This window comes from Streptomyces sp. NPDC007157, assembly GCF_040634235.1.
Taxonomy (GTDB): Bacteria; Actinomycetota; Actinomycetes; order Streptomycetales; family Streptomycetaceae; genus Streptomyces.
Map to the genome: position 1 here is coordinate 318,909 of NZ_JBEYFE010000009.1, position 24,612 is coordinate 343,520.

Sequence of the window (24,612 nt, forward strand, 5' to 3'; positions counted from 1 at the left end):
GGAGAACGGCCGTGTCCCACAGCACGGTGCCTCGCAGCAGAGCCGAGGCAGACGACGACAGGGCGGGGAGGACTCCGGTGGCGTCCGACGGCACCACCGGAACCGCGAAGAAGGGGAAGACCGGGAGACTGGGCCTGCGCCTCAGATTCAGACGCGACCGCGCGCTGATCCTGATGACGCTGCCGGCGGTCCTGCTGATCCTGGTCTTCAACTACCTGCCGATCCTCGGCAACATCGTCGCCTTCCAGGACTACGACCCGTACGTCAGCGACAACGGCATCGTCTCCATGCTGCACAGCCCCTGGGTGGGCCTCGACAACTTCCAGCGGATCTTCGCCGACTCGGCGTTCTGGGACGCGGTGAAGAACACGCTGGTGCTGTTCTCCCTGCAACTCGTCCTGTTCTTCCCGATCCCGATCGCGCTCGCCCTGCTCATCAACAGCGTGGTCCGGCCCCGGGTACGGGCGATCTCCCAGGCCGTCCTGTACCTCCCGCACTTCTTCTCCTGGGTGCTGGTCATCTCCGTCTTCCAGCAGATCTTCGGTGGCGCGGGCGTGTTGTCGCAGCTGCTGAGGCAGCACGGCTACGACGGCCTCGACATCATGACCGACCCGTCGACCTTCAAGTTCCTGGTCACGGCGGAGGGCGTCTGGAAGGACGCGGGCTGGGGGATCATCGTCTTCCTGGCCGCGCTCGCCTCCGTGAGCCCCGACCTCTACGAGGCGGCGGCGATGGACGGGGCGGGCCGCTGGCGCCGCGTCTGGCACGTCACGCTTCCCGCCCTGCGGCCGGTGATCGCCCTGCTGCTGGTGCTGCGGGTGGGCGACGCCCTGACGGTCGGCTTCGAACAGATCCTCCTCCAACGCGACGCGGTCGGCCCGGGAGCCGCCGAAGTCCTCGACACCTTCGTCTGGTGGAACGGCGTCCGCAACCAGGACTTCGGCTACGCGGCCGCCGCCGGTCTGATCAAGGGCGTGGTCAGCCTCGGCCTGGTCCTCGCCGCGAACAAAGTGGCCCATCTCATGGGCGAGCAGGGGGTGTACAAGAAGTGACCGCCGTCATCGACAACCCGCCGCCCGTACGGGAACCGTCCCGGTGGGCCGCGCCACCCCGTCCGGCATGGGAGGAGGAGCCCGGCAGGGCGGGCTCGGCCGGCAAGGGGCTGGTGCTCGCCCTCGCCTGCCTGGGCATCCTCTTCCCCCTGTGGATCATCATCGTGACCAGCCTCTCCTCGCGGAAGACGATCGACGAGGCCGGCGGACTGGTGATGGTGCCCAAGGGCATCACCTTCATCGCCTACAAAGAGCTGCTGAGCGGCGGCCAGGTCACCCGGGCCACCATCATCAGCGTCCTGATCACCGTCGTCGGCACGCTGTTCTCGATGGCCGTGTCGGTGCTGTGCGCGTACGGCCTCTCGCGCATCGGCTCCCTGGGCCACCGCTGGTTCCTGATGCTGCTGCTCGCGACGATGTTCTTCAGCGCCGGCCTGATCCCGACGTACCTCCTGGTGCAGTCCCTCGGCCTCACCGACAGCTATCTCGCCCTGATCCTGCCGAGCGCGGTGAGCGTCTTCAACATCCTCGTCCTGCGCGGGTTCTTCATGGGCATCTCGCAGGAGCTGATCGACAGCGCGCACATCGACGGCGCCGGCGAGTTCCGGATCCTGTGGCAGATCGTCATGCCGCTGTCGCGTGCGGTGCTCGCCGTGATCACCCTCTTCTACGCGGTCGGGTACTGGAGCGCGTGGTTCAACGCGTCCCTGTACCTCAACGACCAGGACAAGATGCCGCTGCAGAACGTCATGATCCAGCTGGTCCAGAAGCAGGAGGCCCCGGTGGGGCTGGGGCAGGCGATCAAGACGGGTCAACTGTCGGGGCTCGCGGTGCAGATGGCGGTGATGGTGCTGGCGCTGCTGCCCGTGGCGGTGCTTTCGCCCTTCGTCCAGAAGCACTTCAAGAAGGGGATGCTGACGGGGGCGGTGAAGGGGTAGCCGACGGCGCCTTCCGGAGGGGGCGGCGGGGGAGCGTCGGCGACTGCGGCCCGGCGGGGGCCGGTCGCGCAGTTCCCCGCGCCCCTGACGGGGCGCTCCCGGCCGTGCTCCCATAGCCGGCTCCGCGCAGGCGGCACCCTGCCAGCGCCGGTAAGTGACACCACCCCCTGTCCCCCCACCCAACCCACTCCCAGCGAAGGTTCCCCATGCCCAGCCTGAGCCGCAGAACCGTCCTGGCCGGCACTGCCACTGCTGCCGCGCTCACCACCCTCCCCGCCCTCGCCGCCGACGCCCACGCGGCCGAGCCCCGGGCGCAGGCGTACCGCTGGCGCAACGCAGTGATCGGCGGCACCGGATTCGTCACCGGCGTCCTCTTCCATCCCACCACCCCCGGCCTCGCCTACGCCCGCACCGACATCGGTGGCGCCTACCGCTGGGACACCCGCACCGCCCGCTGGACCCCCCTCACCGACCACCTCGGCTGGGACGACTGGAACCTTCTCGGTGTCGAGGCCCTCGCGGTCGACCCCGCCCACCCCGACCGGCTCTACCTCGCCCTCGGCACCTACGCCCAGTCCTGGGCCGGCAACGGCGCGATCCTCCGCTCCGACGACCGCGGCGCCACCTGGGCCCGTACCGACCTCACGGTCGGACTCGGCGCCAACGAGGACGGCCGGGGCATGGGCGAGCGCCTCCTCGTCGACCCGCGGGACAGCGACACCCTCTGGCTGGGGACGAGGCACGACGGACTGCTCAGGTCGACCGACCGCGGCGCCACCTGGGCGGCAGCCACCGGCTTCTCCGCCACCCCCTCCGTCTCCGGCCAGGGCGTCAGCCTGCTCGTCGCCGTCGGCCGTGCCGTCTACGCCGGCTGGGCGGACGGCGACGGCGGGGCGACCGCCGTCACCCTGTACCGCACCACCGACGGGACCACCTGGGAGGCCGTCCCCGGGCAGCCCACCGGTACCTCCGCCAAGATCCCGGTCCGCGCCGCGTACGACCGGCACACGAGCGAGCTGTACGTGACCTACGCCGACGCCCCCGGTCCCAACGGCCAGACCGACGGCAGTGTGCACAAGCTGTCGACGGTCACCGGCCGCTGGACCGAGGTCACCCCCGTCCACCCCGGTGGCAGCGACACCTTCGGCTACGGCGGGGTCGCCGTCGACGCCCGTCGGCCCGGTACCGTCGTCGTCTCGACGAACAACCGTTGGGCGGCCGTGGACACCCTCTACCGGACCACCGACGGCGGCCGTACCTGGACGTCCCTGAAGGACACCGCCGTCATCGACGTGTCGGAGACGCCTTTCCTCAAGTGGGGCGGTGACCAGCCCAAGTTCGGGTGGTGGATCCAGGCCGTGGCCGTCGACCCGCACGACTCGGAGCACGTCGTCCACGGCACCGGCGCCACCCTCTACGGCACCCGCGACCTCGTCCACTGGTCCCCGTGGATCCGCGGCCTTGAGGAGACGTCCGTACTGCGGCTGGTGTCGCCCCCGGTCGGGGAGGCGCACCTGCTGAGCGGCTCGGGGGACATCGGCGTCCTGTACCACGAGCGGCTCACCGCGTCTCCGTCCCGCGGTATGGCCACGAACCCCGTGTTCGGGTCGGCGACGGGACTCGCGCAGGCCGCGGGCAGGCCGGCGTACGTGGTCCGCACCGGCTGGGGCGACAACGGCAACGGCGCCTTCTCGAACGACGGGGGCCGGACCTGGGCGCCCTTCGCTGCCCAGCCCTCCCTCGCCCACGACGCACCGGGGCCGATCGCCGCCAACGCCGACGGCAGCGCGCTGCTGTGGTCCTTCGTGCACTGGGACGGGACGAAGTACCCCGCCCACCGCTCGGACGACAACGGCACCACCTGGACCGAGATCCCCTCCTTCCCGAAGGGCGCCACGCCGGTCGCCGACCCGGCCGACCCGACGCTCTTCTACGCATACGACACCGACACAGGAACGCTACAAGCCAGCACTGACAGTGGCCGCACGTTCACGGCGCGTGCGACCGGACTGCCCGCCGGGGACAGCCAGTTCCAGCTGGTCGCGGCCCCCGGCAGATCCGGTGACCTGTGGCTGAGCGTGAAGGGGAACGGGTTGTACCGGTCCGTCGACGGGGGCGCGAGCTTCACCGGGGTCGCCGGCTGCACGGCCGCCTACACCCTCGGCTTCGGCAGGGCCGCCGACGGCGCCGACTACCCGGCGATCTACCTCGTCGGCTCCACGGGGACCGTCACCGCCGTCCACCGTTCCGACGACGAGGCCGGGTCCTGGGTCCGTATCAACGACGACCGGCACCAGTGGGGGTGGACCGGGCAGGCGATCACCGGTGACCCGCGCGTGTACGGCCGGGTCTACCTCGCCACCAACGGACGTGGCATCCAGTACGGGGAGCCGCTTCGATGACCGGCGAACGGAAACGACCGAGCCTCTCCGACGTCACCCGCGGCCGCATCCTCTTCGGCGGCGACTACAACCCAGAGCAGTGGCCCGAGGAGACCTGGCCCGAGGACGTCCGGCTGATGAAGGCGGCCGGCGTCAACTCCGTGACCATGGGTGTCTTCTCCTGGGCGAAGCTCGAACCCCGGCCGGGGGAGCGGGACTTCGGCTGGCTGGACCGGCTCATGGACCTGATGCACGACAACGGCGTCGGCGTCGTCCTCGCCACCCCGACCTCCGCGCCGCCGCCGTGGCTGGGCCGGCTGCACCCGGACACCCTGCCCCGGGACGCGGACGGCCGAACCGAGTGGTGGGGCGGCCGCCAGCACTTCTCGCACTCCAGCGCCACCTACCGGCGGCATGCCGCCGCCATCACCGAGGACCTCGCCGCCCGCTACGGCGGCCACCCCGCCCTCACCCTGTGGCACATCAACAACGAGTACTGCACCTTCGACCACGGCGACGAGGCGGCCGCCGCCTTCCGCCGCTGGCTGCGCGAGCGCTACGGCACCCTCGATGCCCTCAACTCCGCCTGGGGAACGGCCTTCTGGAGCCAGGGATACGACACCTGGGAGGGCATCCTGCCGCCGCGCCACGCCCACTACATGAAGAACCCCACCCAGGTGCTGGACTTCCGGCGGTTCACCTCCGACATGCTCCTGGAGTGTTACGCGGCCGAACGGGACATCGTCGCCCGGCACACCCCGCACATTCCGGTGACCACCAACTTCATGCCGCTGTGGATCGGCCAGGACGCCTGGCGCTGGGCGGCGGAGGAGGACGTCGTCTCCGTCGACCTCTATCCCGACCCGCGCAACCCGCTGGGCGCACAGCACGGCGCGCTCGTCCACGACCTCACCCGCTCCCAGGCGCGGGGCCCGTGGATGCTGATGGAGCAGGCCGCCGGGGCGGTCAACTGGCGGGGGGTGAACCACCCCAAACCCCGTGGCCTGAACCGCCAGTGGTCGCTCCAGGCCGTCGCCCGGGGCGCGGACGCCGTCTGCTACTTCCAGTGGCGGCAGTCCCGGCAGGGCGCGGAGAAGTTCCACTCGGGAATGGTCGGCCACGCGGGGGAGGAAGGGCGTACCTACCAGGAGGTCAAGCAGCTCGGTGCCGAACTCGCCGCCATCGGCGGTGCGGTGACCGGCAGTCACCTCGTCTCGGAGATCGCCGTCCTCCACGACTGGCACTCCTGGTGGGCCGGCGCCCACGAGGGCCGGCTCTCCACCGAGGTCGACCTCCCCGACGTGCTGCACGCCTGGCACCGCGCCCTCTGGGAGGCGAACCTCGCCACCGACTTCGCCCACCCCGAACACGACCTGTCCGCCTACAAGGCGGTGGTGGTGCCCCAGCTCTACCTCCTCACCGACACCGCCGTACGCAACCTCCTCGCCTACGTCCGCGACGGTGGCACCCTGGTCAGCGGTTTCCTGACCGGCGTCGCCGACGAGGACGACCGGATCCGCCCCGGTGGCATGGACGCCCGGCTGCGCGACCTGTTCGGCATCCGCACGCTGCACGAGTGGTGGCCGCTGGACGCGGGGGAGACCGTCGCGTGCGAGGGCTTCCGCGGCACCCTCTGGTCGGAGGAGATCGAGGCCGCTCCCGGGGTCTCCGAGACCGTGCCGTACCGGGGCGGAGAGCTCGACGGGCGACCGGCCGTGCTGCGCAACGGGCGCGCCTGGTACGTCTCCACGCTCCCCGAACCGGAAGCGCTGCGTGAACTGGTCGGCAGGATCGCCGCGGGGGCGGGGATCCGACCGGTGCTCGACGGGCTGCCGGCGGGGGTCGAGGCGGTGCGCAGGGGGGAGCTGCTGTTCCTGTTCAACCACGGGCGCGAGGCCGTGCGGGTCCAGGTGCCGGGCACGCACCGTGACCTGCTGACCGGTTCCGCGGTCACCGGCGAGGTGACCCTCGATCGATACGGAGTGGCGGTGCTCGGGCCATGACCGCGACCGGACCCGTCCACGGCACCTGGGAACCCGCCCCGGCCGCCCGCTGGGAGGACGCCTTCCTGAGCGGCAACGGCCACCACGGTGCCCTGGTGTTCGGTGATCCGAACGACGACCGTGTCATCGTCACCCAGCACACGCTCGTCCGTCCGAACGGCGGCGAACACGCCCGTCCGCCCCGCCTCGCCGCCGAACTCGCCGCCACGCAGGACCGGTTGCTCGCGGGCGACCTGAAGGCCGCCGAGAGCCTCACCGACGGCCGCCCGCTCCAGTGGGTCCAGCCGTTCCATCCGGCCTTCCAGATACGCCTGCGCGGGCCGCAGAGCCGGGCGGGCGGTTACCGCCGGACCGTCGACTTCGGCACCGGCGAGGTCGCCGCCGCCACCGCCGAGTGGACCAGCCGCCTCTTCGTCTCCCGTGCCGACGACGTGATCGTGCAGCGGGTCACCGCGCCCGCTCTCGACGTCGCCCTCGATCACCGGCTCCCGGGTGTCCCCTCCGGCCTCGGGATCGGCCACGGCGCTCTCCGCACCCCCGAGGGCGCCGTGCTCAGCCTCCGGGCCCGCTACCCCGGCAGCGACCGCGCCTACACCGGTGTCACCTTCGTCGCCGTCACCGGCGGCAGTACCGAGCTCGTCCCGCCCGGCGTCCGCGTCGCCGGCGCCGACTCCGTCCTCCTCCTCACCCGGGTCCGCCGTCACACCGGCGAACTCGACGTGACCGCCGAGGCGCGCCGACTGCGCGAGATACTCGAGGACGCGCCGTCGTACGAGACCCTGCTCGCCCGGCACCTCGAAACGCACCGCACCGCCTACACCCGGGTCACCCTCGACCTGGCCGCCGATCCCGCCGAACGCGCACTGCCCGGATCGGAGTTGCTCAAGCGCCCCCGCAGCGCGGCCCTCCTGGAGCGGCTCTTCGCCGCCGGCCGCTACCACCTGCTCTCCTCCTCCGGCCTCAACCCGCCCCGCCTGACCGGACTGTGGACGGGTGAGTGGAACACCGCCTGGTCCGGAGCCTTCACCAACGACGCCAACCTCAACCTCCAGACGGCCTCCGCGCCCGCCGCCGATCTCCCCGAAGTCACCGCCGCGCTGGCCGCTCTGATCCGGCGTCAGTCGCACGACTGGCGGGAGAACGCGCGTACGGTCTTCGGCGCCCGGGGCATGGTCGCGCCCGCGCACACCGACGGTGAGTCCGGGCTCTCCTACCACTTCAGCCGTGAGTACCCCCTGCACCTGTGGACGGCCGGTGCCGACTGGCTGCTCAAGCCGCTCGTCGACCACGACGAGATCCGCGGCGCGCGCGATCCGCGTACGGCCGCGCTGCTGGCCCAGGTCGCCGTGTTCTACGAGGACTTCCTCACCCGGACCGACGCCGACGGCCACCTGGTCGTCGTCCCGTCCTACTCGCCCGAGAACCGGCCGGCCAACGGCAGCTGGGGTGCGGTCAACGCGGCGATGGACCTCTCGGCCGCCCGGCACGCCCTGCGTACAGCCGCCGACTACCACCCGGGCCCGGACGCCGACCGCTGGCGCGCCCTCGCCGACCGGCTGCCCCCGCACCGGATCAACGCCGCCGGCGCACTCGCCGAGTGGGCTCGGCCCGGCCTCGACGACACCTACGACCACCGTCACCTCAGCCACCTCTACGGCGTCTGGCCGCTCGACGAGATCACGCCCTACGACACCCCGGAACTGGCGGCCGCCGCCCACCGTGCGCTCGAACTGCGCGGAGCCGAGAACGACTCGGCGCACGGACACCTCCACCACGCGCTCGTCGCCGCCCGGCTGCGGGACGGCGAACGGGTCGCCGCCGCCCTCGGCCGGGTCCTGGACGGCGACTTCTTCCACGCCTCCCTGATGAGCGCCCACTACCCGAACCGCGACGTCTACAACGCCGACGCCGCCCACACCCTGCCCGGCGTGCTGATCGAGGCACTCGTCCAGTCGGCCCCGGACCGGCTGGTCCTGCTCCCCGCACCTCCCACCGCCCTCGGCCGAGGCCGACTGACCGGGATCCGCACCCGGTTCGGAGCCGAACTCGACCTCTCCTGGACCCCCGGCGGTACGCGAGCCGTCCTGAAGCCGCACCGGACGCTCCGTGTCGACCTGTGGACTTCCTCCGGCACCCAGCCGCTCGACCTCGTCGCCGGAGAAGACCGCGTCCTCGCCCTGGGGACGTGGTAGCCACCCGCACCTCCCCCCACCCATGGAAGGGACACCATGGCATCACGCACGCTCGGCAGGGCCGCCACGGCCCTGATCGCCCCCGCGCTCGCCCTCGGCGCCACCGTCGGCCTCGCCTCGGCGCCCGCCTCGGCCGCCGTCTGGAGCTCCTGCGACCAGTGGGGCAACACCACGCTGAACGGCTACACCCTCTACAACAACATCTGGGGCTCCGGCGCCGGCACCCAGTGCATCTGGGCCAACTCCGGCACCAACTGGGGTGTCACCGCCAACCACCCCAACACCGGCGGCATCAAGGCGTACCCCAACTCCAAGAAGGTGATCAACAAGACGATCACCTCGCTGACCTCGCTCACCAGCAGCTACAACGTGACCGTCCCCTCGTCCGGCGCGTACAACACGTCGTACGACATCTGGGACACCGGATACGCCAACGAGATCATGCTCTGGGTCAACAAGACCGGTGCCGTCGGCCCGCTCGGCACCTCGCAGGGCACGCTCACCCTGGGCAGCAACACCTGGACCGTCTACAAGGGCAACAACGGCTCGAACAACGTCTATTCGTTCATCCGGAGCTCCAACTCCAGCTCCGGCACGATCGACATCCTGCCGATCCTGAAGTGGATCAAGGACACCAAGGGCTGGTTCGGCAACGTGACCATCGGTGACGTGCAGTTCGGCTACGAGATCACCAGCTCGTCCGGTGGGCTGAACTTCACCACCAACAGCCTCACCGTCAGCAGCAGCTGAGCCGGCCGGGCCGGCCCCGTGCGCGTCGCGGGGCCGGCCCGTGCGCGGTCACGCCCGGTCGACCTCCGCGCGCAGCGCGTTGTAGTCGGCGAAGGCCGTGTCCACGGCCGCGCGGGTGAGGCCGTAGCGGGCCAGGTCGTAGCTGTGCACGCGGGTGCCCTTGGGGCGGGCGACGACGGCGGGGAGGCGGGCCGCGTCGGCCTCGGTCCAGCGGGCGCCGACGGCCGCGTAGAGCTTCGGGGCGCCCGCCGCCGGGTCGGCGCCCAGCCAGGTGTACGGCACGTCCACCAGCGCCTCGCGGGGGATGTGCGCACGGGCGGCCAGGCCGCGGGCGGCCGAGCGGCTGAGCAGTTCCAGCCAGGTGGCGCCGATCCGGTTCAGGTCGAGGGGACGGGTGCTGACCGCCATGCCGTGCTCGACCAGGCTGCAGAACGAGGCCACGGCGGTGGCCGGATCGCGGTGCGTCCACACGATCGTGGCATCCGGGAAGACCGCGCGCAGCGCGTCCAGGTTCTCCAGGTGCAGCGGGGACTTCAGCACCCAGCGGCGGCGCGGGCGGCCGTACTGGAGCACCTGGTAGATCTGCTTGAGGTAGCGGTAGTCGGCAGCGAAGTCATGGCTCTCGTGCCAGGGCAGGTACTCCGGGATGACGGCCTGGGACAACGGCATCACCGTGTGCGGCAGCGCGAAGGTGCACTCCTCCGGGCCCTCCGGGCGCAGGTTGTGGATGTGGCGGAACCCCGGGGCGAACAGGTTGATCCCCCCGACCAGGCGGCGGGCGGTCCTGATCGCCTTCTCCCGTTCCGTGGACCCGAGGTCGAGATCCGGGGTGAGTAACTCCCAGAGCAGCGGGCAGCGGTGGTCCCCGGAGAGGGACAGCAGGCCGTGCGCGAGCGTGGTGGCGGTGCGGGGCAGGCCCACCACGAACACCGGCCGGTCGACGGGCTCCCGCTCGATCCCGGGGTGTTCGGCGAGCAGCCGGCGGATCCGGGCCCGGTTGGCGAGGTGGCGGCCGACGTGGCCGCGCGCCGACAGCCGGCCGACGGGGGTGAGGTGCTCGGCGCGGGACCAACATCGCAGCAGGTGACGGAAGTCGTCGGCGAACGGCTCGTCGCCCTCCGCCTGCCCGGCCGCGGCGAGCAACTGTTCGAAGGCCTGGTCCGGTGTGCGGCGGGTGCGGGAGACGGGTCCGAGCAGCAGATTGGCGAGCGCGAGGGGGAACGGCCCAAAGGACACGGCAACGGGACCCTTCATGGGGGGACAGGGAGAGGGGATACGTACTACCCCCTCCAACTGCCCCACCACACCGCCGAGTTGAGACATTAACCGGTCGGTAACCGCGGCCCGCCGGTGCTACTCCGTGACCGGCAGTTCCGCCCCGTCCCGCAGGAACAGCGGGATACGATCCAGCGGCGCGTCCACCGTCACCGCCGTACCGCCCTCGTACGACTCACCGGTCCACGCGTCCGTCCACCAGGCGCCCGCAGGCAGATACGTCGTCCGGGCCGTGGCGCCCGCCGTCAGCACCGGTGCCACCAGGAGATCCCGGCCGAACAGATAGGCGTCGTCGACCGTCCAGGCCGCCTGGTCCCGCGGGAACTCCAGGAACAGCGGCCGCAGCACCGGCAGGCCCTCCTCGTGGGCCTCCCGCATGACCTGGAGGACGTAGGGCCTGAGGCGCTCGCGCAGCCGCAGGTACTTCTCCAGGATCGCGCCGGCCTCCGCCCCGTAGGACCACACCTCGTTCGGGCCGCCGGTCATGTCCGGACCCAGCGGCATGCCCGGGTCGCGGAAGCCGTGCAGCCGCATCAGCGGGGACAGGGCGCCGAACTGGAACCAGCGGACCATCACCTCGCGGTAGGCCGGGTCGTCCGGGTCGCCGCCGTGGAAGCCGCCGATGTCCGTGTTCCACCAGGGGATGCCGGACAGGGCCGTGTTGAGGCCGGCCGCGATCTGCCGGCGCAGGGTGGCGAAGTCGGTGCCGATGTCGCCGGACCACAGCGCGGCGCCGTAGCGCTGGCTGCCCGCCCACGCCGAACGGTTGAGGGTGATGACCTCCTCCCCCTGGGCGCGCAGGCCCTCGTAGAAGGTGCGGGAGTTCTCGGCCGGGTAGCTGTTGCCGACCTCCAGGCCCGGGCCCGTCCAGTAGCGCAGGTTCTCCTGGAAGCCGGGCTTCAGCTCGGGCTCGCAGGCGTCCAGCCAGAACGCCGTGATGCCGTACGGGTCGAGGTAGTTCTCCTTCACCCGGGACCACACGAAGGCGCGGGCCTCGGGGTTGGTGGCGTCGTAGAAGGCGACCTGGACGCTCGACGCCACCTCCTTGTCCGGCCAGTCGGCGTGCGCCATCGGGCCGTACTGGGTGCCGATGAAGTAGCCGTGCTGTTCCATCACCGGGTGGTTCTCGGACAGCGGGGAGACCGACGGCCACACGCTGACCACCAGCTTGACGCCCAGCTCGGTGAGTTCGCGGACCATCGCGGCCGGGTCGGGCCACTCCTTCGGGTCGAACTTCCAGTCGCCGAGGTGGGTCCAGTGGAAGAAGTCGCAGACGATCGCCGAGAGGGGCAGTCCGCGCCGCTTGTACTCCCGGGCCACGGACAGGAGTTCGTCCTGGGTGCGGTAGCGCAGCTTGCACTGCCAGAAGCCCGCCGCCCAGTCCGGCAGCATCGGCGAACGGCCGGTCACCGCGCTGTAGTTGCGCTGGCCGTCGGCCGGATCGCCGGCCGTGATCCAGTAGTCGAGCTGCCGGGCCGAGTCGGCCACCCAGCGGGTGCCGTTGCCGGCGAGCTCGATGCGGCCGACGGCGGGGTTGTTCCACAGGAGGGTGTAGCCGCGGCTGGAGACCAGCACCGGGACCGAGACCTCGGCGTTGCGCTGGACCAGGTCCAGGACCAGGCCCTTCTGGTCGAGGCGCCCGTGCTGATGCTGGCCCAGGCCGTACAGCCGCTCGTCCTCGTAGGCGGTGAACCGCTGCTCCAGCCGGTGGTGGCCGTTGCCTACCGCGGTGTACAGACGCGAGCCGGGCCACCAGAAGTGGGCGCGCTGCTCGGCCAGGATCTCCGTGAGGTCGTCGGTGCGCAGGAACCGGACCAGGCCCTCGGCGGACACCTCTACGGTCAGGGCGCCGACCGTCAGCCGGCCCTCTCCGTCGACGACCTTGACGGTCGACCCGGTGGCCGGCGGCTCGTCGAGCAGGGCGCCCGGCAGACCGTCGAGGACCGGACCGCCGAGCCGGGCACGCACCCGGACCGCGTCCGGCCCCCATGGCTCGATCCGCAGCGTCTCCTGACGGCCGGTCCACTCCAGGGCACCGTCCCGCTCACGGAACGTGCCGACGGTGGGGGAGGACTGCGCGAGGCTCACCTTGGGCGGTGCCCCGGCGGGCGGGATTTCGGCAGGCTGATTCACGAGGCGGGCTCCTGAATGAGTGCAGACATGGGGGTGCCCCGGAACGGCAGGGCACTGCAAAGGGTCAGGACCCGGCCGGCGCCGGGCCCGTGCTCGCCCGTACCGTCAACTCGGGCGCGATCAGGACGACTTCGTCGCCGCCCCGGCCGTCCAGCTTGGCGACCAGGTGCTCCACGGCGTACCGGCCCATCTCCTGCGCGGGGATGGCGACCGAGGTCAGCCGCACCGAGGCCTGGACGGCGACCTGGTCCGGGCAGATCGCGACCACCGACACGTCCTCGGGCACGGCCCGGCCCTGCTGGCGCAGCAGCGCGAGCAGCGGCTCCACCGCGGACTCGTTCTGGACGACGAAGCCCGTGGTGCCGGGGCGTTCGTCGAAGATCCGGGCCAGCGTGACGGCCATCGCGTCGTATCCCCCCTCGCACGGCCGGTGCAGCACCCTGAGGCCCAGCTCCCGGGCCCGGGACCGGAGTCCGTCCAGGGTGCGCTCGGCGAAACCGGTGTGCCGCTCGTAGACCGCGGGGGCCTCGCCGATGACAGCGATGTCGTGGTGGCCGAGTTTCGCGAGGTGCTCCACGCACAGCGCGCCGGTCGCCCCGAAGTCGAGATCGACGCAGGTCAGCCCGGTGGTGGAGGCGGGCAGTCCGATGAGCACGGAGGGCTGGTCGGTCCCCCGGAGCAGCGGCAGCCGTTCGTCCTCCAGTTCCACGTCCATCAGGATCATCGCGTCGGCCAGCCCGCTGCCGGTGACCCGGCGCACCGCGTCCGGCCCCTCCTCGCCGGTGAGCAGCAGGACGTCGTAGCCGTGCGTGCGGGCCGTGGTGGCCACCGCGATCGCGATCTCCATCATCACCGGCACGTACATGTCCGTGCGCAGCGGCACCATCAGCGCGATGATGTTCGACCTGCTGCTGGCCAGGGCGCGGGCGCCCGCGTTCGGGTGGTAGCCCAGCTCGCGGATGCTCTGCTCGACCCGCTGCCGGGTGGCTCCGGAGATGGACCGCTTGCCGCTGAGGACATAGCTCACCGTGCTCGCCGAGACTCCGGCGTGCTGGGCGACCTCGGCGAGGGTGACCATCCAGCTCTCCAAGCTCTGTGAAGCGCTTCGACAGTGCGCGTTGCTGACAAGGGTGAGTGAGGGTGGTTCGACATTAGCGCCAGGCAGTGACGGGTGTCCATAGGTTGTCGAAGCGCTTCGACACTTTCTCCATGGGCACGGTTCGGCGAAATGGTTCGCGGTAGGGAGGCGACCTCCGGGCGGGTCGGCGGCCACTGAGAGGTCGTACCCGAACCGTCCCTCGCGAAGGACCCCCGTTGCAACACCGCGGAGCCCGCCCGGCAAAGAAGAAGCAGGCCCTGGTCCGGCGCGAGCTGCTGAGCAGGAACAAGTACATCTCCGGCACCGAGGCCGGTACCGAGATCTTCAAGGGCTCGGGCCGCCTTGACACGAAGACGTACTCCGTCGACATCGGCTGAGGCGGTCCTGCGGTCCCTAGCCCGATCGGACCGCGAGGACTGGTGGGGGCGGCCCGTTTCGGGTACCAACGATCCAGTAGCACTGGTCGGTAACGAACGGTCCTCAACATCCCTTTTCGTGGCGAGGTGAGCCCCAATGTCCGCCCCCACCACCAAGAAACCCACCGTCACCGAGCGGGAGGCCCGTCAGGTGGCGGAGGCCGCCCGGGAACAGGACTGGCGCAAGCCCAGCTTCGCCAAGGAACTGTTCCTGGGACGCTTCCGGCTCGACCTCATCCACCCGCACCCGCTCCCCGCGGACGAGGACGTACGCCGCGGCGAGGAGTTCCTCGCCCGGCTCCGCGAGTTCTGCGAGACGAAGATCGACTCCGCCCGCATCGAGCGCGAGGCGCGCATCCCCGACGAGGTCGTCACCGGCCTCAAGGAGATCGGCGCCCTCGGCATGAAGATCGACACCAAGTACGGCGGCCTCGGCCTCACCCAGGTCTACTACAACAAGGCCCTCGCCCTGGTCGGCTCCGCGAACCCGGCGGTCGGCGCGCTGCTCTCCGCCCACCAGTCGATCGGTGTCCCGCAGCCGCTGAAGATCTTCGGCACCCAGGAGCAGAAGGACGCCTTCCTGCCCCGCTGTGCCCGCACCGACATCTCCGCGTTCCTGCTCACCGAACCGGACGTCGGCTCGGACCCGGCCCGGCTGGCCACCACCGCCGTACGGGACGGGGACGACTACGTCCTCGACGGGGTGAAGCTGTGGACCACCAACGGCGTGGTCGCCGACCTCCTGGTCGTCATGGCCCGCGTGCCCAAGTCCGAGGACGGCAAGGGCGGTATCACGGCCTTCGTGGTCGAGGCGGACTCCGCGGGCGTCACGGTCGAGAACCGCAACGCCTTCATGGGCCTGCGCGGCATCGAGAACGGCGTCACCCGCTTCCACCAGGTCCGGGTCCCGGCCGCCAACCGGATCGGCCCCGAGGGCGCGGGCCTCAAGATCGCCCTCACCACCCTCAACACCGGCCGGCTCTCGCTCCCCGCGATGTGCGTGGGCGCCGGCAAGTGGTGTCTGAAGATCGCCCGCGAGTGGTCGGCCGTCCGCGAGCAGTGGGGCAAGCCGGTCGCGCTGCACGAGGCGGTCGGCTCCAAGATCAGCTTCATCGCGGCGACCACCTTCGCCCTGGAGGCGGTCGTCGACCTGTCCTCCCAGATGGCGGACGAGAGCCGCAACGACATCCGGATCGAGGCCGCCCTCGCCAAGCTCTACGGCTCCGAGATGGGCTGTCTGATGGCGGACGAGCTGGTCCAGATCCGCGGCGGCCGCGGCTTCGAGACGGCGGAGTCCCTCGCGGCACGCGGCGAACGCGCCGTCCCCGCCGAGCAGCTCCTGCGCGACCTGCGCATCAACCGGATCTTCGAGGGCTCCACGGAGATCATGCACCTGCTGATCGCGCGCGAGGCGGTGGACGCCCACCTCTCGGTCGCGGGCGACCTCATCGACCCCGACAAGTCCCTCCAGGACAAGGCGAAGGCGGGCGCGAACGCGGGCGTCTTCTACGCCAAGTGGCTGCCGAAGCTGGTCGCGGGTCCGGGCCAGCTCCCCACGTCGTACGCCGACTTCAAGCACGGCGTGGACCTCTCCCCGCATCTGCGCTACGTCGAGCGGCACGCCCGCAAGCTCGCCCGGTCCACCTTCTACGCCATGTCCCGCTGGCAGGGCCGGATGGAGACCAAGCAGGGCTTCCTGGGCCGGATCGTGGACATCGGCGCCGAGCTGTTCGCGATGAGCGCGGCCTGTGTCCGCGCCGAACTGCTGCGCAGCCAGGGCGACCACGGCCGCGAGGCCTACCAGCTCGCCGACGCGTTCTGCCGGCAGGCCCGGGTCCGCGTCGACGAGCTGTTCACCCGCCTCTGGTCGAACACCGACGACCTGGACCGCAAGGTCGTCAAGGGCGTTCTCGGCGGCTCCTACGAGTGGCTGGAGCGGGGGATCGTCGACCCGTCGGGCGAGGGCCCGTGGATCGCCGACGCGACGCCCGGTCCGGCCACCCGGGAGAACGTCCGCCGCCCGTTCAAGTAGGGGTTCAGCAGTACTTGTCGCTCGGATCCCGCGTCGTCCAGGAGCAGGAGTCGACCTTGGTGCCCGTCGCCTTGGTCAGCGTCGCCGTGTCGCTGGTGTTGTTCCACACGTAGGCGCCACGGTTCTGGAACTTGTCCGACGCGGTGTCCGTGCCCCGGCCGGTGCGCACCTTCATCGTCTTGTGGGCGCCGATCTTGATGTTCTTGAAGACGTAGCGGTGGTTGGAGGCGTCCTTCAGGACCCAGCCCTTGATCGAGACGGCCGAGCCGCCGGTGTTCTTGATCTGCACCCACTCGCCGTTCAGGCTCGAGTTGGAGCGGTTATCGCTGCCCGGGCTGTCGAACCACACGTGGTAGATCGTCACGCCGCCGGCGGCCTGCGCCGGGGTGCTGAGCAGGGTGCCGGTGAGCAGCGCGGCGCCCGCGAGCGCGGGCAGGGCAGCACGTATACGCACAGTACGCATGGAGAGATCCCCCCTGGATCCGGATCCGGATGTCTTCCGGTCGGGCCGGTCGTCCGCCGGCCAGACAGAAGTGTTATCACATGATCTTCACGTGAACCTCACAAAGGGAATTCCGCTTCATAGGGCGCCAAGAACTGATAAGGCACCCGCGTGAGGGACGCGCTGTCCTCCGGGCCGCCGGTTGCGGCAACAATGGGGGGATGACCGACAGTCCTGCCAGTCCGGCCCCCCTCGCCGACCCGCACCTCGTGTACGACCCGCTCGCGGGCGACGGCCCCAAGGACGTGGTGATCCTCGGCTCCACCGGATCCATCGGCACCCAGGCCATCGACCTCGTCCTGCGCAACCCCGACCGCTTCCGGGTCACCGCCCTGTCCGCCAACGGCGGCCGGGTCGCCCTCCTCGCCGAGCAGGCGCACCGGCTGCGGGTACGGACCGTCGCGGTCGCCCGCGAGGACGTCGTACCGGCGCTGCGCGAGGCACTGACGGGACTCTACGGAGCCGGTGAACCGCTCCCCGAGATCCTCGCCGGACCCGAGGCGGCCACGCATGTCGCCGCGTCCGACTGCCACACCGTCCTCAACGGCATCACCGGCTCCATCGGCCTCGCGCCGACCCTCGCGGCCCTGGAGGCGGGCCGCACCCTCGCGCTCGCCAACAAGGAGTCGCTGATCGTCGGGGGCCCGCTGGTCAAGGCGCTGGCCAAGCCCGGCCAGATCATCCCGGTCGACTCCGAGCACGCGGCGCTCTTCCAGGCGCTGGCGGCGGGGACGCGGGCCGACGTCCGCAAGCTGGTCGTCACGGCGTCCGGGGGTCCCTTCCGGGGCCGCACCAAGGCCGACCTGGCCCGGGTGACCGTCGACGAGGCGCTCGCCCACCCCACCTGGGCGATGGGACCGGTCATCACGATCAACTCCGCCACCCTGGTCAACAAGGGACTGGAAGTCATCGAGGCGCACCTCCTCTACGACATTCCCTTCGATCGGATTGAGGTGGTCGTGCACCCGCAGTCGTATGTCCACTCGATGGTCGAGTTCACGGATGGATCCACGATCGCGCAGGCGACGCCCCCCGACATGCGGGGGCCCATCGCCATCGGTCTCGGCTGGCCCGAACGGGTCCCGGACGCGGCCCCTGCCTTCGACTGGAGCAAGGCCTCCACCTGGGAGTTCTTCCCGCTGGACAACGAGGCCTTCCCCTCCGTGAATCTCGCCCGGCACGTCGGTGAGCTCGCGGGGACCGCGCCGGCGGTGTTCAATGCGGCCAACGAGGAATGCGTCGAGGCGTTCCGGAGCGGCCTGCTGCCCTTCGACGGGATCATGGATACCGTCACCCGGGTCGTCGAGGAACACGGCACTCCTCGAACGGGAACTTCGCTCACCGTGCCGGACGTACTCGAAGCGGAGACCTGGGCCCGGGCCCGGGCCCGGGAACTGACAGCACAGACGGCGACCGCGGAGGCGCGTGCATGACAGCCCTGATGATGATCCTCGGCATAGTCGTCTTCGTGATCGGCCTGCTGGTCTCGATCGCCTGGCACGAGCTGGGGCATCTCTCCACCGCCAAGCTCTTCGGCATCCGCGTCCCGCAGTACATGGTCGGGTTCGGCCCGACCATCTGGTCGCGGCGCAGGGGCGACACCGAGTACGGCTTCAAGGCCATCCCGGCCGGCGGCTACATCCGCATGATCGGCATGTTCCCGCCGGGCGCCGACGGCCGTATCACCGCCCGCTCCACCTCCCCCTGGCGCAGCATGATCGAGGACGCCCGCTCGGCGGCCTTCGAGGAGCTCCAGCCCGGCGACGAGACCCGCCTCTTCTACACCCGCGCTCCCTGGAAGCGCGTGATCGTGATGTTCGCGGGCCCCTTCATGAACCTGATCCTCGCGGTGGCACTGTTCCTCACGGTCCTGATGGGCTTCGGCATCAGCCAGCAGACCACCAGCGTCAGCTCGGTCTCCCAGTGCGTGATCGCCCAGAGCGAGAACCGCGACACCTGCAAGAAGACGGACGCGGCCTCCCCGGCCGCCGCCGCGGGTCTGAAGGCCGGCGACAAGATCGTCTCCTTCGACGGGGTGCGGACGACCAGCTGGAACCAGCTCTCCGACCTGATCCGCGCCACCCCCGGCAAGGACGTCGCGGTCGTCGTCGACCGCAAGGGCCAGGACGTCACCCTGCACGCGAAGATCGCCAGCAACCAGGTCGCCAAGAAGGACTCCAGCGGTCAGATCGTCCAGGGCCAGTACGTCACCGCCGGGTTCCTCGGCTTCAGCGCCGCCACCGGCATCGTCCACCAGGACCTCGGCCAGTCGGTGACCTGGATGGGCGACCGGGTCGGCGAGGCCGTCGACTCGATCGCGGGCCTGCCCGGGAAGATCCCGGCCCTGTGGGACGCGGCCTTCGACGGCGCCCCCCGGCAGCCGGACTCCCCGATGGGCGTGGTCGGCGCGGCACGGGTCGGCGGCGAGATCTTCACGCTGGACATCCCGCCCACCCAGCAGCTGGCCATGGCCCTGATGCTGGTGGCCGGCTTCAACCTCTCGCTGTTCCTCTTCAACATGCTCCCGCTGCTCCCGCTGGACGGCGGCCACATCGCGGGCGCCCTGTGGGAGTCGCTGCGCCGGAACCTGGCGAAGGTACTGCGCCGCCCGGACCCCGGTCCCTTCGACGTGGCGAAGCTGATGCCGGTGGCCTACGTGGTGGCGGGCGTGTTCATCTGCTTCACCTTGCTCGTCCTGGTGGCCGACGTGGTTAACCCCGTGAAAATCTCGTAGCCATACGACGTTCGAAGCGGCCCGGAACACTGTGTTCCGGGCCGCTTCCATTGAGTGGGTTTACCGGTAGGGGATGTGCTCGCGCCCGGCCCGGTGCCGTAATCTCGGAGCCTGGAACCCGCTTTCGACGGGACCTGGACCTAGATCCACGACTTGGGGTTGCACAGCAGATGACTGCGATTTCTCTCGGCATGCCGTCCGTTCCGACCAAGCTCGCCGAGCGCCGGAAGAGCCGGCAGATCCAGGTCGGCTCCGTGGCTGTCGGCGGAGACGCCCCGGTCTCGGTCCAGTCGATGACCACGACCCGTACGTCCGACATCGGCGCCACCCTCCAGCAGATCGCCGAGCTGACCGCGTCCGGCTGCCAGATCGTGCGCGTCGCCTGCCCCACCCAGGACGACGCCGACGCCCTCGCCACCATCGCGCGGAAGTCCCAGCTCCCCGTCATCGCGGACATCCACTTCCAGCCGAAGTACGTCTTCGCCGCCATCGAGGCCGGCTGTGCCGCCGTCCGCGTCAACCCCGGCAATATCAAGCAGTTCGACGACAAGGTCAAGGAGATCGCGGCGGCCGCGAAGGACCACGGCACCCCGATCCGCATCGGCGTCAACGCGGGCTCCCTGGACCGCCGGCTGCTCCAGAAGTACGGCAAGGCGACCCCCGAGGCCCTGGTCGAGTCGGCCCTGTGGGAGGCGTCCCTCTTCGAGGAGCACGACTTCCGGGACATCAAGATCTCCGTCAAGCACAACGACCCGGTCGTGATGATCGAGGCCTACCGGCAGCTCGCCGCCCAGTGCGACTACCCGCTGCACCTCGGCGTCACGGAGGCCGGCCCGGCCTTCCAGGGCACGATCAAGTCGGCGGTGGCCTTCGGCGCGCTGCTCTCCCAGGGCATCGGCGACACCATCCGGGTCTCCCTGTCGGCTCCTCCGGTCGAGGAGGTCAAGGTCGGCAACCAGATCCTGGAGTCCCTCAACCTCAAGCAGCGCGGCCTGGAGATCGTCTCCTGCCCGTCCTGCGGCCGCGCCCAGGTCGACGTCTACAAGCTCGCCGAGGAGGTCACGGCGGGCCTGACCGGCATGGAGGTCCCCCTGCGCGTCGCGGTCATGGGCTGCGTCGTGAACGGCCCCGGCGAGGCCCGCGAGGCCGACCTCGGTGTCGCTTCCGGCAACGGCAAGGGCCAGATCTTCGTCAAGGGCGAGGTCATCAAGACCGTCCCCGAGTCCAAGATCGTCGAGACCCTCATCGAGGAGGCCATGAAGCTGGCCGAGCAGATGGAGGCGGAGGGCACGGAGTCCGGAGAGCCGTCGGTGTCGGTGGCGGGCTGAGGAAAGCTTTTCGGGCGACGGGCGGGAGTCACCCGCCCCCGCCCGTCCCGTCCCGAAGGGGCCGAGCCCCTTCGGCCCCGCCAGGTCCAGGCGCCCGGGAGGGGCGCGGGGACCGCGCGACCAGCCCCCGACGATCCGCACTCGCGAACACACATGGCTCCCGAGCTCGCAGGCGACACGGAGCGGGGGTCCGGAGGCGGCAGCCCCCCGGCGACGGGACCACGGCCACCGGTACGGCAAGGCCGACGGTCACCCACACGGGGCGGCAAGGCCAAGCTTCCGCAGGTACAGTGCGGAGATCAGCAGAACCCCTCAGCGTGAGGCCCCGCACGTGTTGACGCAGACCACCTCTCGGGTGCTCGAACCGAGCGACCTGGACGCCGCGCTCGCCGTACTCGGCCGTGAGCCGGTCACGAACGCCTTCGTGACCTCACGCGTCCAGGTGGCCGGCCTCGACCCCTGGCGCCTCGGCGGCGAGATGTGGGGCTGGTACGAGGACGGCATGCTCACGTCCCTCTGCTACGCCGGCGCCAACCTGGTCCCGATCTGTGCCACCCCGCGCGCGGTCCGCGCGTTCGCCGACCGCGCCCGCCGGGCCGGCCGCCGCTGTTCCTCGATCGTCGGGCCCAGCGAGGCCACCGCCCAGTTGTGGCGCCTCCTCGAACCGCACTGGGGCCCGGCCCGCGAGGTCCGCGCCCACCAGCCCCTGATGGTCACCGAGCGGATGCCCGCCGACATCGCCCCGGATCCGTACGTCCGCCGCATCCGCAAGGACGAGATGGAGGCGATCATGCCGGCGTGCGTGGCGATGTTCACCGAGGAGGTGGGCGTCTCCCCGCTGGCCGGCGACGGCGGCCTCCTCTACCAGGCGAGGGTCGCCGAACTCGTCGGCTCCGGCCGCTCCTTCGCGCGTCTCGACGACAACGGCCGGGTGGTCTTCAAGGCCGAGATCGGCGCGGCGACCCAGGAGGCCTGCCAGATCCAGGGCGTGTGGGTGGCCCCCGAGTACCGGGGCATGGGCCTGGCGGCCCCCGGCATGGCGGCGGTGCTGCGCTACGCGCTGGCCGACGTGGCCCCGGTGGTCAGCCTCTACGTCAACGACTTCAACACGGCGGCGAGAAGGACGTATCTGCGGGTGGGCTTCCAGGAAGTCGGCGCGTTCATGAGCGTCCTGTTCTGACGGTTCTCTTCCGGCAGGCCCGCGAGGAACGCCCCGAAAGGGGCGCGGGGCCGTATCCGCCATGCGGCCACCGCCGCGTGAGCACGACCAGCCGCACACAACCTGCGCGGCCACCGCCGCGTGAGCGCGACCAGCCGCACACAACCTGCGCGGCCACCGCCGCGTGAGCGCGACCAGCCGCACACAACCTGCACCCGGACGGCAACCGGAACCGCCCTGTACCCTCCCCACATGGACCTCGTGATCGGCCCCCTGGACCTCTCATCCCACGTGGACGAGGCCCTGGCAGTCCAAGCGATCGCCTTCGGCCTGGGCCCCGACGAGGTAGCCGTACGCCGTCAGATCGTCGTCCGCCACATGCAGTACCCCGGCGCCAGAGCCCTCGGCGCGACCGCCGACGGTCTGCTCGTCGGCTTCGTCTACGGCATGCCGAACAGCCGCACCCACTGGTGGTCCACCGTCGTGGAGCCCTACCTGCGCGCCGAGGGCCACGCCGGCTGGCTGGACGACTCCTTCGTGATCACCGAACTGCATGTGCACCCCCGCCACCAGAACCGTGGCGTCGGCCGCCGGCTGATCACGACGATCACCGACGGCACCACCGAGCCCCGCTCGATCCTCTCCGCGATCGACACCGACAGCCCGGCCCGCGGCCTCTACCACTCCCTCGGCTATGTGGACCTCGCCCGCCGGGTCCACTTCCCGAGCGCGCCCAAGCCGTACGCCGTGATGGGCGCCCCCCTGCCGCTGCGCCGCAGGGGTACCGAACGCCGCTAACCGATTTCCACCGGCACAGCGAGCCCGGCTAACCTCCTAGCCATCAACCTTTCCCGGCAGGAGTACGAGAACCATGGCGAACGCACCGGTCCAACGCATGTCCCAGTTGATGGCGAAGACGCTGCGTGACGACCCGGCGGATGCCGAGGTCCTCAGCCACAAGCTCCTCGTCCGCGCCGGCTACGTCCGCCGCACGGCCGCCGGCATCTGGTCCTGGCTGCCCCTCGGCCTGAAGGTGCTCTCCAACATCGAGCGGATCGTCCGCGAGGAGATGGACGCGATCGGTGCCCAGGAGGTGCTGCTCCCGGCCCTCCTGCCCCGGGAGCCGTACGAGGCGACCGGCCGCTGGGAGGAGTACGGCGCCGAGCTGTTCCGCCTCCAGGACCGCAAGGGCGGCGACTACCTCCTCGGCCCGACCCACGAGGAGATCTTCACCCTGCTGGTGAAGGACCAGGCGTCCTCCTACAAGGACCTGCCGGTCATCCTCTACCAGATCCAGAGCAAGTACCGGGACGAGGCCCGTCCGCGGGCCGGCATCCTGCGCGGCCGTGAGTTCCTGATGAAGGACTCCTACTCCTTCGACCTGGACGACGACGGCCTCGCCCACTCCTACGCCCTGCACCGCGCGGCCTACCAGCGGATCTTCGAGCGTCTCGGTCTCGACTACCGCATCGTCGCCGCCACCGCAGGCGCGATGGGCGGCTCGAAGTCGGAGGAGTTCCTGGCCCCGGCCGAGGCCGGCGAGGACACCTTCGCCGACTGCCCGAACTGCGACTTCGCGGCCAACACCGAGGCGATCAGCTACGAGCTGAAGCCGGTGGACGCGTCCGGCGTGCCCGCTCTCGAAGAGATCCCGACCCCGGACACCCCGACCATCGAGACCCTCGCCGCGCACCTCGGCGTGCCGGCCTCCGCCACCCTGAAGAACCTCCTGGTGAAGGTCGACGGCGAGATCGTGGCCGTGGGCGTACCGGGCGACCGTGAGGTCGACCTGGGCAAGGTCGAGGAGCACTTCGCCCCGGCCGCCGTCGAGCTGGTCACCGAGGCCGACTTCGCCGGCCGTCCCGACCTGGTCCGCGGCTACGTCGGCCCGCAGGGCCTCGGCGAGAAGGTGAAGTACATCGCGGACCCGCGGGTGGCCCCGGGTACCGCCTGGATCACCGGTGCCAACAAGGAAGGCACGCACGCCAAGAACGTGGTGGCCGGGCGTGACTTCGAGGTCGACGACTACGTGGACGTCGTGGTCGTGCTGGAGGGCGACCCCTGCCCGAAGTGCGGCACCGGCCTCAAGCTGGACCGTGCCATCGAGATCGGCCACATCTTCCAGCTGGGCCGCAAGTACGCCGACGCGCTCAAGCTGGACGTCCTCGGCCAGCACGGCAAGCCGGTCCGCGTGACGATGGGCTCCTACGGCATCGGCGTCTCCCGCGCCGTCGCCGCCCTCGCCGAGCAGACCGCCGACGAGAAGGGCCTGGTCTGGTCCCGCGAGGTCGCCCCGGCCGACGTGCACGTCGTCGCCGCCGGCAAGGTCGTGCAGACCGAACTCGCCCTGGACGTCTCGGAGAAGCTGCGCGCCGCCGGGCTGCGCGTCCTGGTCGACGACCGGGCCGGGGTCTCCCCGGGCGTGAAGTTCACGGACGCCGAGCTGATCGGAGTGCCGCAGATCCTGATCGCGGGCCGCCGCTCCGGCGAGGGCGTCCTGGAGCTGAAGGACCGCAAGACGGGCGAGCGCGAGGAGCTGACGGTGGACGAGGCGATCGCCCGCCTGATCGCCGGCTGAGCCCCAACTCCCGCCGCGGCGGCCGCCGGTGACCCACCGG

The 24,612-nt window shown here is 70.9% G+C and carries 18 protein-coding genes; 14 read left to right on the forward strand and 4 right to left on the reverse strand.

Annotated features, from left to right (window positions below; genetic code table 11):
- The first annotated feature begins 11 nt into the window (after window positions 1-11).
- The 6 genes from ABZ642_RS19530 (at window position 12) to ABZ642_RS19555 (ending at window position 9,316) form a co-directional block, all read left to right on the forward strand.
- On the forward strand, window positions 12-1,052 hold the full coding sequence (locus ABZ642_RS19530) for an ABC transporter permease subunit (protein ID WP_360485128.1): 1,041 nt from the start codon (window positions 12-14) through the stop codon (window positions 1,050-1,052).
- Window positions 1,049-1,990 carry a carbohydrate ABC transporter permease gene (locus ABZ642_RS19535; RefSeq protein WP_360485131.1) on the forward strand — a complete coding sequence of 314 codons (942 nt, stop codon included), beginning with the start codon at window positions 1,049-1,051 and terminating at the stop codon, window positions 1,988-1,990. Before ABZ642_RS19530 ends, ABZ642_RS19535 begins: the two co-directional genes overlap by 4 nt.
- A gap of 206 nt (window positions 1,991-2,196) precedes the next feature.
- Window positions 2,197-4,392, forward strand: a complete 2,196-nt coding sequence (locus tag ABZ642_RS19540; protein ID WP_360485134.1) for a sialidase family protein — start codon at window positions 2,197-2,199, stop codon at window positions 4,390-4,392.
- Window positions 4,389-6,374 carry a beta-galactosidase gene (locus ABZ642_RS19545; protein WP_360485137.1) on the forward strand — a complete coding sequence of 662 codons (1,986 nt, stop codon included), beginning with the start codon at window positions 4,389-4,391 and terminating at the stop codon, window positions 6,372-6,374. The genes ABZ642_RS19540 and ABZ642_RS19545 overlap by 4 nt, the downstream gene beginning before the upstream one ends.
- Window positions 6,371-8,566 carry a glycoside hydrolase N-terminal domain-containing protein gene (locus tag ABZ642_RS19550; RefSeq protein WP_360485140.1) on the forward strand — a complete coding sequence of 732 codons (2,196 nt, stop codon included), beginning with the start codon at window positions 6,371-6,373 and terminating at the stop codon, window positions 8,564-8,566. Before ABZ642_RS19545 ends, ABZ642_RS19550 begins: the two co-directional genes overlap by 4 nt.
- Window positions 8,567-8,602: 36 nt before the next feature.
- Window positions 8,603-9,316 carry a hypothetical protein gene (locus ABZ642_RS19555; RefSeq protein ID WP_360485143.1) on the forward strand — a complete coding sequence of 238 codons (714 nt, stop codon included), beginning with the start codon at window positions 8,603-8,605 and terminating at the stop codon, window positions 9,314-9,316.
- Window positions 9,317-9,364: 48 nt separating this feature from the next.
- Here the strand turns inward: ABZ642_RS19555 and ABZ642_RS19560 are convergent, their stop codons facing one another.
- The 3 genes from ABZ642_RS19560 to ABZ642_RS19570 form a co-directional block, all read right to left on the reverse strand.
- Complete coding sequence (locus tag ABZ642_RS19560; RefSeq protein ID WP_360485145.1) at window positions 9,365-10,552, reverse strand: sulfotransferase; 1,188 nt, start codon at window positions 10,550-10,552, stop codon at window positions 9,365-9,367.
- A 117-nt stretch (window positions 10,553-10,669) separates the two neighbouring features.
- Window positions 10,670-12,724: a glycoside hydrolase family 31 protein gene (locus tag ABZ642_RS19565; protein ID WP_360485148.1), complete on the reverse strand. Its 2,055-nt coding sequence runs from the start codon at window positions 12,722-12,724 to the stop codon at window positions 10,670-10,672.
- 64 nt (window positions 12,725-12,788) lie between these two features.
- Window positions 12,789-13,802 carry a LacI family DNA-binding transcriptional regulator gene (locus ABZ642_RS19570; protein WP_360485151.1) on the reverse strand — a complete coding sequence of 338 codons (1,014 nt, stop codon included), beginning with the start codon at window positions 13,800-13,802 and terminating at the stop codon, window positions 12,789-12,791.
- A gap of 236 nt (window positions 13,803-14,038) precedes the next feature.
- Between ABZ642_RS19570 and ABZ642_RS19575 the strand changes: the two genes are divergently transcribed.
- Window positions 14,039-14,200 carry a hypothetical protein gene (locus ABZ642_RS19575; RefSeq protein WP_360485154.1) on the forward strand — a complete coding sequence of 54 codons (162 nt, stop codon included), beginning with the start codon at window positions 14,039-14,041 and terminating at the stop codon, window positions 14,198-14,200.
- 136 nt (window positions 14,201-14,336) lie between these two features.
- Window positions 14,337-16,271 carry an acyl-CoA dehydrogenase family protein gene (locus tag ABZ642_RS19580; RefSeq protein WP_360485157.1) on the forward strand — a complete coding sequence of 645 codons (1,935 nt, stop codon included), beginning with the start codon at window positions 14,337-14,339 and terminating at the stop codon, window positions 16,269-16,271.
- A gap of 4 nt (window positions 16,272-16,275) precedes the next feature.
- Here ABZ642_RS19580 and ABZ642_RS19585 read toward each other — a convergent pair whose 3' ends face one another.
- The gene (locus ABZ642_RS19585; protein WP_360485160.1) at window positions 16,276-16,734 is read right to left on the reverse strand and encodes a lamin tail domain-containing protein; all 459 of its coding nucleotides are present in this window, start codon (window positions 16,732-16,734) and stop codon (window positions 16,276-16,278) included.
- A gap of 200 nt (window positions 16,735-16,934) precedes the next feature.
- Here ABZ642_RS19585 and dxr point away from each other — a divergent pair, with 200 nt between their 5' ends.
- From dxr to ABZ642_RS19615, 6 genes are all read left to right on the forward strand, one after another.
- Complete coding sequence (dxr, locus tag ABZ642_RS19590) at window positions 16,935-18,206, forward strand: 1-deoxy-D-xylulose-5-phosphate reductoisomerase (RefSeq protein ID WP_360485163.1); 1,272 nt, start codon at window positions 16,935-16,937, stop codon at window positions 18,204-18,206.
- A gap of 8 nt (window positions 18,207-18,214) precedes the next feature.
- Window positions 18,215-19,507 carry a site-2 protease family protein gene (locus ABZ642_RS19595; protein ID WP_360485201.1) on the forward strand — a complete coding sequence of 431 codons (1,293 nt, stop codon included), beginning with the start codon at window positions 18,215-18,217 and terminating at the stop codon, window positions 19,505-19,507.
- A 170-nt stretch (window positions 19,508-19,677) separates the two neighbouring features.
- On the forward strand, window positions 19,678-20,835 hold the full coding sequence (ispG, locus tag ABZ642_RS19600; RefSeq protein ID WP_351747546.1) for a flavodoxin-dependent (E)-4-hydroxy-3-methylbut-2-enyl-diphosphate synthase: 1,158 nt from the start codon (window positions 19,678-19,680) through the stop codon (window positions 20,833-20,835).
- Between the two features lie 331 nt (window positions 20,836-21,166).
- Window positions 21,167-22,015: a GNAT family N-acetyltransferase gene (locus ABZ642_RS19605; RefSeq protein WP_360485166.1), complete on the forward strand. Its 849-nt coding sequence runs from the start codon at window positions 21,167-21,169 to the stop codon at window positions 22,013-22,015.
- Window positions 22,016-22,246: 231 nt separating this feature from the next.
- On the forward strand, window positions 22,247-22,792 hold the full coding sequence (locus tag ABZ642_RS19610) for a GNAT family N-acetyltransferase (protein WP_360485169.1): 546 nt from the start codon (window positions 22,247-22,249) through the stop codon (window positions 22,790-22,792).
- Between the two features lie 73 nt (window positions 22,793-22,865).
- On the forward strand, window positions 22,866-24,572 hold the full coding sequence (locus ABZ642_RS19615) for a proline--tRNA ligase (protein WP_360485171.1): 1,707 nt from the start codon (window positions 22,866-22,868) through the stop codon (window positions 24,570-24,572).
- Window positions 24,573-24,612: the final 40 nt, after the last annotated feature.